General features: G+C 53.4%; 9 protein-coding genes and 3 pseudogenes. 2 read left to right on the top strand and 10 right to left on the bottom strand.

Annotation, left to right across the window (positions count from 1 at the left end):
- Window positions 1-14: 14 nt before the first annotated feature.
- The 8 genes and pseudogenes from EKL30_RS12065 to EKL30_RS19475 form a co-directional block, all read right to left on the bottom strand.
- Window positions 15-1,271 carry an NADH-quinone oxidoreductase subunit D gene (locus tag EKL30_RS12065; protein WP_126707474.1) on the bottom strand — a complete coding sequence of 419 codons (1,257 nt, stop codon included), beginning with the start codon at window positions 1,269-1,271 and terminating at the stop codon, window positions 15-17.
- Window positions 1,272-1,273: 2 nt separating this feature from the next.
- Window positions 1,274-1,885, bottom strand: a complete 612-nt coding sequence (locus EKL30_RS12060; protein WP_126707473.1) for an NADH-quinone oxidoreductase subunit C — start codon at window positions 1,883-1,885, stop codon at window positions 1,274-1,276.
- Between the two features lie 41 nt (window positions 1,886-1,926).
- Window positions 1,927-2,403, bottom strand: a complete 477-nt coding sequence (locus tag EKL30_RS12055; protein WP_126707472.1) for an NADH-quinone oxidoreductase subunit B family protein — start codon at window positions 2,401-2,403, stop codon at window positions 1,927-1,929.
- 115 nt (window positions 2,404-2,518) lie between these two features.
- Window positions 2,519-2,878, bottom strand: a complete 360-nt coding sequence (locus tag EKL30_RS12050) for an NADH-quinone oxidoreductase subunit A (protein WP_126707471.1) — start codon at window positions 2,876-2,878, stop codon at window positions 2,519-2,521.
- Window positions 2,879-3,296: 418 nt separating this feature from the next.
- Complete coding sequence (locus tag EKL30_RS12045; RefSeq protein WP_126707470.1) at window positions 3,297-4,403, bottom strand: porin; 1,107 nt, start codon at window positions 4,401-4,403, stop codon at window positions 3,297-3,299.
- A 436-nt stretch (window positions 4,404-4,839) separates the two neighbouring features.
- A pseudogene (locus EKL30_RS19335) lies at window positions 4,840-5,313 on the bottom strand (DUF1513 domain-containing protein); the annotation flags it as partial.
- Window positions 5,285-5,579: pseudogene (locus EKL30_RS19330) on the bottom strand (DUF1513 domain-containing protein). The pseudogenes EKL30_RS19330 and EKL30_RS19335, both read right to left, overlap by 29 nt.
- 344 nt (window positions 5,580-5,923) lie before the next feature.
- Window positions 5,924-6,244: pseudogene (locus EKL30_RS19475) on the bottom strand (imelysin family protein); the annotation flags it as partial.
- Between the two features lie 187 nt (window positions 6,245-6,431).
- Between EKL30_RS19475 and EKL30_RS12030 the strand changes: the two are divergent.
- Complete coding sequence (locus EKL30_RS12030; RefSeq protein WP_233583063.1) at window positions 6,432-7,490, top strand: Ku protein; 1,059 nt, start codon at window positions 6,432-6,434, stop codon at window positions 7,488-7,490.
- Between the two features lie 2 nt (window positions 7,491-7,492).
- Window positions 7,493-10,021 carry a DNA ligase D gene (gene ligD / locus EKL30_RS12025; protein ID WP_126707468.1) on the top strand — a complete coding sequence of 843 codons (2,529 nt, stop codon included), beginning with the start codon at window positions 7,493-7,495 and terminating at the stop codon, window positions 10,019-10,021.
- A gap of 35 nt (window positions 10,022-10,056) precedes the next feature.
- Here the strand turns inward: ligD and fghA are convergent, their stop codons facing one another.
- Entirely contained in the window at window positions 10,057-10,896 is an 840-nt protein-coding gene (gene fghA / locus EKL30_RS12020; protein WP_126707467.1) for an S-formylglutathione hydrolase, read from the bottom strand.
- Window positions 10,897-10,980: 84 nt separating this feature from the next.
- Entirely contained in the window at window positions 10,981-12,090 is a 1,110-nt protein-coding gene (locus EKL30_RS12015; RefSeq protein ID WP_126707466.1) for an S-(hydroxymethyl)glutathione dehydrogenase/class III alcohol dehydrogenase, read from the bottom strand.
- Between the last annotated feature and the right edge of the window lie 13 nt (window positions 12,091-12,103).

Here is a 12,103-nt window from a genome sequence, read left to right as displayed (position 1 = left end):
TTGGCTTATGCCGATTAACGGTCGATTTCGCCAAACACAATATCTAAGGTGCCGATTATCGTCACCGCGTCGGCAATCATATGGCCGCGCGACATTTCATCTAAAGATTGCAGGTGCGCGAAGCCCGGCGCACGAATTTTGACTCGGTACGGCTTATTGGCGCCATCAGACACCATGTAAATTCCAAATTCGCCCTTGGGATGCTCGACGCCGGCATAGGTTTCACCAGCCGGCACATGCATACCCTCGCTAAAAAGCTTGAAATGGTGAATCAGCTCTTCCATGCCTGTCTTCATACGCTCGCGGCTGGGCGGCGCAATCTTGTAGTTATCCACCATTACCGGGCCGGGATTATTGCGCAGCCATTCAACGCACTGGCGGATAATCCGATTGCTTTCGCGCATTTCAGCAATTCGCACCAGATAGCGATCGTAACAATCGCCGTTGGTCCCGATGGGGATGTCAAAATCCACGCGGTCATAGACTTCGTAGGGCTGCATTTTTCGCAAGTCCCACGCAACCCCGGACCCACGCAACATAGGCCCGGTCATACCCAGCGCCTTGGCGCGATCTGGAGTCACTACCCCGATTCCGACCAGCCGCTGCTTCCAGATACGGTTATCGGTCAGCAGGGACTCGTATTCATCGACACAAGCGGGAAAGCGATTAGTAAAGTCTTCGATGAAATCGAGCAGCGAACCGGAGCGGGCATCGTTCATGGCACGCAATTCCTTGTCGCCACGATACTTGCTGGTCTCGCCATATTGGGGCATGGAATCGGGCAAATCGCGGTACACCCCACCAGGACGGTAGTACGCGGCATGCATACGCGCGCCCGACACGGCCTCGTAGCAATCCATCAGGTCTTCCCGCTCGCGGAACGCATACAAAAAGACCGCCATCGCACCGACGTCGAGAGCGTGCGATCCAATAGACATCAAGTGGTTCAGAATCCGGGTGATCTCATCGAACATCACGCGAATATACTGGGCCCGTAAAGGCACCTGAACGCCCAACAGGTTCTCGATCGCCATGACATAAGCATGCTCGTTGCACATCATGGAGACGTAGTCGAGACGATCCATATATGGCAAAGCTTGCAGGTATGTCTTGTGCTCGGCAAGCTTTTCTGTGGCGCGGTGCAGCAAGCCGATATGCGGATCGGCACGTTGAATGACTTCGCCGTCGAGTTCCAGCACCAGGCGCAACACGCCGTGCGCAGCGGGGTGCTGAGGACCAAAGTTCAATGTGTAGTTTTTAATTTCAGCCATGCTTAGCGCCCTGTCCCGTAACTTTCTTCACGCACGATCCGCGGAGTGATTTCACGCGGCTCGATCGTAACGGGTTGATAAATAACCCGCTGCTGCTCCGTGTCGTACCGCATTTCGACGTTACCGGAAAGGGGGAAATCTTTGCGAAACGGATATCCGATGAAGCCGTAATCGGTAAGAATGCGGCGCAGGTCGGGGTGACCGTCGAACACGACCCCGTACAAGTCGAAGGCTTCGCGCTCAAACCAGTTAACCGCGGGCCATACATCGACCAACGTAGGCAATACCGGAAATTCGTCGTTAGGAACAAACACCCGTATCCGCAGGCGCCAGTTGTGCCTGACCGATAGCAAATGCACTACGATCGCAAAGCGTTGCGGGTGCAAGCCAGGCTGGTAAGCGAACGTGGGGGCACCCCAGGCCGAGTAATCCACCCCGCATAAATCGATGCAGGTATCGAAACCCAGCAACGCGTTATCGCGTAATGCCGTACAGGTGTCGATCCAGTCTTTGGCGGGAACTTCGAGCGTGAGTTCGTTCAGGGCAAGTTTCAGTGAAATCGATTCACCGAAGGTAGCCAGAAGATTATTTTGTAGCGTTTCGAGCCGAGTCATATTTCAAGCAGTTCAACGTTAGGGGTGACAGCCAAGCCGGCTTAGCGCGCAATGGTGTTCGTCAAACGAATCTTGTTCTGCATTTGCAGGAGACCGTATACCAAGGCTTCAGCCGTGGGAGGACACCCGGGCACGTACACATCGACGGGCACGATGCGGTCACAGCCGCGCACCACGGAATATGAATAGTGGTAATAACCACCGCCGTTGGCACAGGAGCCCATTGAAACCACCCAGCGGGGTTCGGCCATTTGGTCGTATACCTTGCGCAAGGCTGGAGCCATCTTGTTGCAGAGAGTACCGGCCACGATCATCAAGTCGGACTGACGGGGACTTGGGCGAAAAATAATACCAAACTGATCAAGGTCGTAGCGAGCCGCCCCGGCGTGCATCATTTCGACCGCACAACAGGCCAGCCCAAAGCTCATGGGCCACAAAGAACCCGTTTTGGCCCAATTCAGAAACTTGTCTGCACTGGTGGTTATAAAACCTTCTTTCATAATGCCGTCGATAGCCATAACTTTGCCTATTTAATACCGGTGTACCGAATCACAAGCGGTGTGAGCCTTGATTCGACCTACATTCACTACATAGTCCTTCAGCCGAAAACCGCAGCCTGCGGCTTATGCCGACCTACTCCCAATCCAGCGCACCTTTTTTCCACTCGTAGATGAAGCCTACTGTGAGAATCGCTAAAAATACCAACACGGTCCAGAAACCGACGAGGCCGATCGTACCGTTAGCAATAGCCCAGGGAAACAAAAACGCAATCTCCAGATCAAACATAATGAACAGGATTGCGACCAGGTAATAGCGCACATCGAACTTCATGCGCGAGTCGCTGAAAGCGTCGAAACCGCACTCGTAAGGCGATAACTTTTCGGCATAAGGCCGGTGAGGCCCAAGCAATCGTCCTGCGCCTAACAGGGCAAAGCCAATTACGGTTGCCACAATAATAAAAAGCAGAACGGGAAAGTACTCTTGCAGATTCATGCCAAGCAACCAATCACGATAAGTAAACCCTCGGATTGTAGCATTTTGCCAGCGTCTTTCGGACGCAAGCGCCCCGCCTGAAACATGTTGGCAAGCCGCCACGCACTATTGAGCCGACAGCAACGCACCAGGAGCTCCAGATAGACCTGTGTCGGCAAATCCGCGCCCCATCAAGACCCCTGTAGCCAAGCACAAAAACCAGTCCCGCAACGCCTCTTACAACCCTGTCGCCACGCCCAACTGAGATACCCTTCACACCAGTCTTCAGCAAATCATAAGCACCGAATCGGCGCAGTGTCGCAATACAAAAAGCCACTCCGGAGAGTGGCTTTTTGCCGCAAGCTTGCGCCTGCTTCAGATTTGGAAGCGACCCGGCAGGCCGGGCGGCTTCCGCGCATAGACTAGCTATGCAATCCGATTAGAACTGGTGACGAACACCAACACCGACCAGGGTCGATTTCGCACTGTCAAGGAAGAATGCGTTCTTAGCATACGAACCGATTGCGTAAAGGTTGGTACGCTTGGACAGCCCGTATGTGTAACCCAAGCTGTAGATTTGAGTCTTTTCCAAATCAGTAGCAACGAGTACGTCTGGGTTGCTACGTGGGTCAGCCATTTGCCAAGAAGCCAGCAACTTACCGTTGCCGATAGGCGCAGTCAAACCAAGCATGTACGAGTTAACCTTCAAGCCATCCAGATTAATGCCGCTAAGAGGGTTAACACCACCGATCTCGTCAGAAATACCGGAGGAGAACAAGCCGTTATGTGTTTGGCCGATAGCAGCGTGAGCCTTCACAACTTCGAAGTCATAGGCGCCACCAAGGTTCCATGACTTAACGTTTACGTTAGTGGCCTTGATCTTGGATTGGTCGTATGTCAACGCAGCGGCGAGGGGACCATTAACGTAACGGATACCGGTAGTGACAGCACGGTTGTTCGTGTCGTTAGGATTGGCACGACCAGGAGCGTCGATATCCCAGCCTTGATTGCCGTTCGTGCTGAACGAGTAACCTGCACCGAACTGGAAGCCGGAGAAGTTAGGGGTTTGGTACATTACCATGTTGTCGTAACGTACTGTGTTGACGGCGCTGAAAGTCGTACCGACGTTAGCTTGGTTGAAGCCCAGAGCGAACGGATCGATAGCACCGAAGTACTTACTGCCGATATTGGTTTGACGACCGACGTCCAATTGACCCCATGAATCACCAGCCAGACCCAAAGTTGCTTGACGACCGAACAGGCGGCCACCTTGAGCGCTATTGCCGGTGCCAAGATCAAAGCCGCTTTCCAATTGGAATACAGCGCGGAGACCATTACCCAGATCTTCGGAGCCTTTCAGGCCCCAGCGATTGCCGGACTGAATGCCGTTGATAATGCCAGTTTTCTTGGCTGTAGCAGGACCAGCTTCAAGTTTTTGGTAACCGATACCACCGTCCAGGATACCGTACAAGGTAACCGATGTTTCTGCCTGAGCAACGCCAGCGAAGCCAGCAATTAGAGCAGCAGCGAGCAGAGTCTTTTTCATGTAAGAAATCTCCGTAGATTTGAGTAAACAGAGCAGCGACTTCCGAAACGAGTGCTGCTGCTCTTTCTAACTCCGCGATGGGAAGTTGGAGCTATTGCATCAAAAATACGGGCTGCTGGCTATGATCCTGTTAGTAAAAGCGCCTGTTTTCGCGCTTTCTGTGGGATAAGCGCAACAAAACCCACTAAAACAGCCAAGATACCAAGGGTTTACCCTGATAAAGTTCGTGGCACGCGCACCACATCCGGCGGACGCTCGGCAGTTTCAATCGATTTCTAGCTTGTTACCCTAACCTTCTGATTAGAAGAGAACTTTCGGCCCTCAACGAAGTCCGGTATTTCTAATTAATTCTTCACGCTTGCATCACTATTCAGCGCACGCAGCAAGTGCTTCGTCTGAATCTCTTTGACTTCGTCCCTTAGATTGAGACTACGTTCTAAAAATACCGCAAATGATGGTCCCAGTCACTACTGCTGATTATCGATCTCTCTGTCGCTTGCTTCAAATTTTTTCTAACGTGAAGAAACTCGCCCTGACCACTACTGGCCAAGAATCCTTCGCCAGGCGCGGGCGCCACACCGCAACCGTCGAACATGAGAGTTTCTTGCATGCAGGCTCCGTCTGCTGCATCCCAAAAGAGTATTTTTCACCCGACTGGGCTGGAGCCAGCAATTATCGTTCCTGTGAAATTTGCTGAAATCGACCCCACATACTGCTTCATGCAGCGCAGCGGGTCTTTCGGCCCGAAGAATAACGCAGGCTCCGGGCCAAGGACATGTCGGCCAACTAAGGGAACGACATCTTTTGTAGGTCCTGTATATTGGCACCCAAACCATACCGCGCCAAACGCGTCGAGAATCAAGTGGCGTACCGACAAGCGATTAAGCTCGGCGCGCAAGTAACTCTGATCGAGTAATTTCGCCGAAAGTAAGTCCTACGTAAGCCAGCGAGGGCTGCATGGTATCGCTGTTCAATTCGAGCTTGCCGTAATCCGGATGGGTCCGAGTTCCGCCGTTGGCTACGCACAGAGTGCGCCCGTCGGGCTTCAAGATCACTTCATGCGGGCCGATACCCCGTGTCAAACTCGCCGACACGACGGAACCTTGCGCCCGGACTGCTGTCGTAAATTCCCAGCACGCCTCGGCCCGCCTCGTAATCATTCTCGGTGGCCACCATGATGCTCCCATCGGCTGAATTCTCAGGTAACTTAGACGCAGCATTGGCGTAAGCGGTCAACGAACCGCCATAGACGGCTAGCAGAGCCAGAAATTGGCGGCGATCAACCGCCGTCGAGCGGATTGAGCCTATCCTTATACCTAAAGCCGGCGCGACGTATTCATCGACCAGGCGCTTTGCGTTCTTGATCAATAGCGCAACTAGCGTCAATCGCCGGTAACCGTCGTCAGTTTCCATGAAATTCACTAGGCCACTAGAGGGATTTCCAATTTTGACGGCACGGCTTATGTTCGTTGAAATATCCGTAAAATTGGCGCGAATTCGTTCCAGCTCGGCCTGCAAGCCCCTTCGTCCAGCGGCCAGGCATTTACGCGCCCTTCCCAATCATCGACAATGGGATTGCCAAACCGGAAAGCCTCGTGTGTTGATACGGGACGCGGGCATTAAGCCAGGCGTCTCGCGCGCCTTTCAGCGAATCGGCACTGGGTTTGGCAAGAAGGGAAGCCACTGTTTTCTGCAGCGCGCGTGCGGTGGACAACGCATCTTCCTATCCGGCCTGAGCTAAAGCGGCATAGTTGCTGACAACGGCCTTGGACTCGATGGGCCCCATATGCGGTCGCGTTCAACAACCCGGCCAACATGGTCCCCAATAATAATTTACGCATCCTGATGCCTTCGCTGCATAGCATGATCCCGATTTGCATTAAATATAGCGAACAAAAATGTAAACGCTCTCCATTTGCAATTGCAACAAACGAAAGACGACTGGCTTAACTTCCACTAGGGCAGGCATGTTAGTTGCTACAGATGACATCACCGCTAGCAAAGCGCCTTCTGCAGGGGAGATCCGTGGTGGCAACTACAAGTAAGCGTGCATTGTGGAAAGGGGCGATCTCCTTCGGCCTGGTACACATTCCGATAGCCCTTCATTCGGCTACCGCGGATCAAGGACTGGATTTTGACTGGTTGGATAAACGCAGCATGGATCCTGTTGGCTACAAACGCATTAATAAGAAGACGGGTAAGGAAATTGCCAAAGAAGACATCGTCAAGGGCATCGAGTACGAGGACGGCCAATATGTTGTGTTGTCCCCTGAAGAAATCCAGGCGGCTTATCCGAAAACCACACAAACGGTTGAAATAGAAGCTTTCGTACCGTTAAGCGATATACCCTTTATCTATCTGGAGCGTCCCTACTACATATCGCCCATAAATCGGGGCTCTAAGGTATATGCCCTGCTAAGGGAGGTATTGCGAAAAACCAGGAAAGTAGGCATTGCCAAGGTGGTGATTCAGACTAAACAGCACCTTGCCGTGCTCATGCCTTGCGGACCGGCCCTCATTCTGAATTTACTGCGCTGGGGAGATGAAATCCGATCGTGGGACGAGCTTAATCTTCCTGCCGAAGGCGCCAAGGCGGCGGGACTCACGGAAAAAGAGCTGGCGATGGGAGAGCAACTGGTAAAGGACATGAGCGCGAAATGGAAACCCGAAGCTTTTACCGACTCCTTCAAAGACCAGATCCTGCAACTGGTTAAAGAAAAAATCGAGGCTGGTGAAACGGAATCCGTATCGCAGCCGGAAGCTGAAGAAAGCGAGACCGCCGGCGCAAAGATTTATGACCTGACGGAGATGCTACAACGTAGCTTGAATAAGGGGAGTCGAACTGGCGCATCGCAAAATGCGCCAGCCGAAACGAGCGCGACCAAGAAAAGCGCAGCAAGTACATCTGCGAAGTCTGCCGCGAAGCGCAGTCCAGCGGCTACGGTGAAAAAATCGAAAACCGCCGCGGCCAAGACATCGCCAAGCAAACCGGCGAAATCGTCGAGCGGCGACAAAAACACAGGAAAGCCGGCTCACGCAAGAAAAACCGGAAAGTCGCCATCACCGGCCGGTCGTAAAGCAGCATAGTCATGAGCAAAGCCGATCCCTTATCCACTTATAGGTCGAAGCGAAACTTTTCGCTTACCAGCGAACCGCCGGAAGGGGGAGCCGCTAACGAGCAAGCGCCCTCTTTTGTCATCCAGAAACATTGGGCGTCGCGTCTGCACTACGACCTTCGACTGGAAATCGATGGGTCCATGAAAAGCTGGGCCGTTCCAAAGGGCCCGAGTTTCGACCCGGCTGACAAGAGGATGGCCGTCCATGTCGAGGACCATCCCATTTCCTACAATACCTTTGAAGGCGTGATTCCGCCAAAACAGTACGGCGCGGGGAAGGTCATCATTTGGGACAAAGGCACGTGGAAACCATTGGGCGATGCGGCCAAGGCCTATCGCGAGGGTAGGCTGAAGTTTGAACTTCATGGGCACAAATTGCACGGGAAATGGGCGCTGATCCGCATGAAAAGCCGAACAGAAAAGCAGGACCCATGGTTGCTTATAAAAGAGAAGGATGAATTCGTTCGTCCTGCATCCGAATTCAGTGTCGTGGACGAAATGCCGGACAGCGTTGCGGGGATCCAGAATAAAGAAGTGGCTGAATCCATTACCAAGCTCCCAGTGAATTTCAGTCCTGAACTGGCGACGTTAGTTGATGCACCCCAAACAGAAGCCGACGCCTGGTTATACGAAATAAAGTTCGACGGCTACCGCTTGCTCGCGCGTATCGAGAACAACGGCGTCCAACTTATCACGCGTAATGGGAACGACTGGACCGATAAACTGACTTCGCTAGCCAAAGACCTCACCAAGATGAAGTTGCCTGACGGCTGGTACGACGGCGAGATTGTTGTGCTGGATGATAGAGGCATACCCGACTTTCAAGCATTGCAAGGCGCATTCGATCGCAACAAGACAAGCAATATTGTCTATTATCTGTTCGACTTGCCCTTCTGCGACGGCCATGATTTACGCAAACTGCCTTTGACCGAGCGTCGCGAAAAACTTCGGACGTTGGTGACCGATGAAGGCAGAAAATCTTCGAAGCAGCGTAAAGCAGACATTCCCGGCTCCATACGATTCAGCGATACCTTCGATGTCGCAGCACGCGACATCGTTGCGTCAGCCTGCAGAATGGGGCTCGAAGGAGTCATCGGCAAGAAAAAAGCGTCGCCGTACGTTTCACGACGATCGGCTGACTGGATCAAACTCAAGTGCACCTTGCGCCAAGAATTTGTCATTGGGGGCTACACCGACCCTCAAGGGTCGCGGGAAGGAATTGGTTCCTTGTTGCTTGGCGTGCATGACGCACATGGCGCATTGCATTATGCCGGAAACGTCGGAACGGGCTTTAATGCCAGTTCGTTGAACGATATAAAACAAAAACTCTCCGCTTTGCATTCAGCAGACCGACCATTTGTAGAATCAACCGGCATCGACAAGAAGGCCCATTGGGTAAAACCAACGCTACTCGCCGAGGTTTCCTTCGGCCAGTGGACTGACACAGGCCGCGTACGGCACTCCGTGTTTCATGGCTTGCGCACTGACAAACCCGCCAGCGCCATCATTCGAGAGACAAGCATGTCGACCCCCGCCACTAGAAAAACCCATACCGTGCGAAAGGCCGAACACACTGATGGCTCGCCAGACAATTCCATTGATCGTTCAGCTGGCAACGAATCACTGTTGAGCAAGATGAAGATCACGCATCCTGAGCGCGTGATAGACACGTCCACAGCGACGACAAAAATCCAGCTCATCCGGTATTACGCCTTGGTGGCTCCTCTTATGCTCGAGCACCTTAAAGGTAGACCTGTCTCATTGCTGCGCGCGCCCGAAGGCGTCAATGGCACCATGTTCTTTCAGAAGCATCTCGAGACCAGAAAAATGACGGGAGTGAGGCTGCTTTCCCAAGAGCTAGACCCTGATCATGAACCGTTGATGGAAGTCGCCAACGCGCAGGGCTTATTAAGCGCGGCGCAAATGAACGTCATCGAATTCCATACCTGGAACGCTATCAAGACGTCGATCGGCAAGCCCGATCGCATGACCTTCGATCTGGACCCTGGTGAAGGCGTTGAGTGGCCTGCCATGCAGGAAGCGGCGCTTGTAATACGCGCTTTTCTTGCTGAGTTGGAACTGACCTCGTTCGTGAAGACCAGCGGCGGCAAAGGTTTACACGTAGTAGTGCCTTTGAAACGAAGGCACGACTGGGACACCGTCAAGGATTTTTCCCAGGCTGTCGTGGTACACGTTGCCAAAATTCTTCCCAAACGCTTCGCCGCCAAAAGCGGGCCGCGCAACCGGGTTGGGAAGATATTCATTGACTATCTACGCAATGGGTTCGGCGCCACCACCGTTGCGGCCTGGTCGGCGCGCGCCCGGCCCGGCATGGGAGTGTCGGTACCGGTTTCCTGGGAAGAAGTCGAGAAACTGAAAAATTCAGCTCAATGGCACGTCGGGAATATTCACGAACGTCTAGACCGCGGAAATGATCCCTGGCGAAAATATTCGGTAGCGAGCCAAACACTCACCAGGGCAATGAAGATGCTAAAAGCGTAAACCAGCATGCCAGGACGGCTATGCGTCAACAATATTTACAGATGGCTTGCATGATGGCGCAGGTGATCTTCGATAAAGGTCGAAATGAAGAAGTAACTGTGATCATAGCCAGGCTGCATGCGCAGATTCAAAGAGACCCCCGCTTCGGTGCAGGCGTCCACCAGCAGCTCCGGCTTGAGCTGCTCTTGCAGGAACTGGTCGGCGCTTCCTTGATCGACAAGGATCTCCGGGCCGGACCAGCCATATTTCCTGACGAGGCAGGTAGCATCGTATTCGTCCCACGTGCTGCGGTCAGCACCGAGATATCCGGACAGTGCCTTTTCACCCCATGGGCATCTACTAGGAGACACAATGGGTGAGAAGGCCGAAATGGTCCGGAATTTTTCTGGATTTTTCAGGCCTATCGTCAGGGCTCCGTGGCCCCCCATAGAATGCCCGAATATGCCCGCCCGACCGGACTCCACCGAAAACTCTGAAAAGACCAGATCGAACAGTTCCTTCGTGATGTAGGAGCTCATTCTGTACCCCTTTGCCCACGGTGCTGTTGTGGCATCAACATAAAAGCCTGCGCCTACACCGAAATCGTAGCTGTCGGTATCGCCCGGATAATTCAAGCCGCGGGGACTGGTGTCGGGCGTAACGATGGCCAGCCCCAATTCAGCAGCCATACGCTGCGCCCCGGCTTTAACGATGAAGTTTTCTTCGGTGCACGTCAAGCCAGATAACCAGAAAAGCACTGGCACGGGCTTCACTTCGGCGGCGGGAGGCAAATACACACCGAACCTCATGGTTGTGCCGGTCTCGAGCGACTCGTGGCTATAAACGCCCTGCTGACCTCCGAAGCTTTTGTTTTTCGATAGGGTAGTGATCGTCATGTTTTTAATCCAGTTAGTCGTAAATAGCAAAATGGCCCATGCGCCGCCATTAACGCGACACATGGGCCCGATCGGTGGTGTGCTTTAGAACGTCACGACCGAACGAATGGACTTTCCTTCTTTCATCAGATCGAAGGCATCATTGATTTTATCGAGCGGCATCACGTGGGTGATGAGGTCGTCGATGTTGATCTTTCCGTCCATATACCAGTCTACGATCTTGGGCACATCGGTACGCCCCCGCGCGCCGCCGAAAGCGGAGCCTTGCCAGACGCGACCCGTAACTAACTGGAAAGGGCGAGTAGCGATCTCTTGCCCAGCTCCTGCTACGCCAATGATCGTGCTTTTGCCCCACCCCTTGTGAGCGGACTCAAGGGCCTGGCGCATGAGCTTGACATTACCGATGCATTCAAAAGTGTGATCGCCTCCTCCTTTGGTCAGGTTCACCAGATAGGGGACCAGGTCGCCTTCTACCTCGTTAGGATTGACAAAATGAGTAAGGCCGAACTTACGTGCGAGTTCTTCCCGCGCCGGATTGATGTCGACCCCTACAATCATGTCAGCGCCGGCCAAACGTGCGCCCTGGATTACGTTTAAGCCGATCCCTCCGAGGCCAAAGACAATCACGTTCTCGCCAGGTTGCACTTTGGCGGTGTTGATCACCGCGCCAATACCAGTCGTTACGCCGCATCCTATATAGCAAACCTTCTCGAATGGCGCGTCTTCGCGGATTTTCGCCAAGGCGATCTCCGGCACCACGGTGTAATTCGAGAACGTCGATGTGCCCATGTAATGAAGCACTTCTTTGCCGTTCATTTTGAAGCGGCTGGTGCCATCGGGCATGACACCGCGGCCCTGAGTTTCACGGATGGCCTGGCAAAGATTCGTCTTGCGAGAGAGGCAATATGAACATGTTCGACATTCGGGCGTATACAGCGGAATCACGTGATCGCCAGCTTTAAGCGTCGTGACCCCGGCGCCTACCTCGACGACGATGCCTGCGCCTTCGTGTCCGAGAATTGCGGGGAACAGGCCTTCCGGATCATCGCCCGACAATGTGAATAGGTCAGTATGGCAGACCCCGGATGCCTTGATTTCGACAAGCACTTCGCCGGCGCGAGGCCCCTCGAGTTGCACTGTTTCAATGGTAAGCGGAGCGCCGGCCTTGGTGGCTACTGCTGCACGTACGTCCATGGGTAATTCCTCT

The organism is Candidimonas sp. SYP-B2681 (assembly GCF_003971065.1).
In the GTDB taxonomy this organism is placed as follows: Bacteria; Pseudomonadota; Gammaproteobacteria; order Burkholderiales; family Burkholderiaceae_B; genus Pollutimonas.
The sequence above is the reverse complement of the archived record's forward strand: the minus strand, read 5'-3'. Positions and strand labels throughout refer to the sequence as shown.

Bases quoted from the DNA above. Each gene is read 5' to 3' on its own strand.
- EKL30_RS12065 (WP_126707474.1), bottom strand. From the start codon at position 1,271: ATGGCTGAAATTAAAAACTACACATTGAACTTTGGTCCTCAGCACCCC.
- EKL30_RS12060 (WP_126707473.1), bottom strand. From the start codon at position 1,885: ATGACTCGGCTCGAAACGCTACAAAATAATCTTCTGGCTACCTTCGGT.
- EKL30_RS12055 (WP_126707472.1), bottom strand. From the start codon at position 2,403: ATGGCTATCGACGGCATTATGAAAGAAGGTTTTATAACCACCAGTGCA.
- EKL30_RS12050 (WP_126707471.1), bottom strand. From the start codon at position 2,878: ATGAATCTGCAAGAGTACTTTCCCGTTCTGCTTTTTATTATTGTGGCA.
- EKL30_RS12045 (WP_126707470.1), bottom strand. From the start codon at position 4,403: ATGAAAAAGACTCTGCTCGCTGCTGCTCTAATTGCTGGCTTCGCTGGC.
- ligD (WP_126707468.1), top strand. From the start codon at position 7,493: ATGAGCAAAGCCGATCCCTTATCCACTTATAGGTCGAAGCGAAACTTT.
- fghA (WP_126707467.1), bottom strand. From the start codon at position 10,896: ATGACGATCACTACCCTATCGAAAAACAAAAGCTTCGGAGGTCAGCAG.
- EKL30_RS12015 (WP_126707466.1), bottom strand. From the start codon at position 12,090: ATGGACGTACGTGCAGCAGTAGCCACCAAGGCCGGCGCTCCGCTTACC.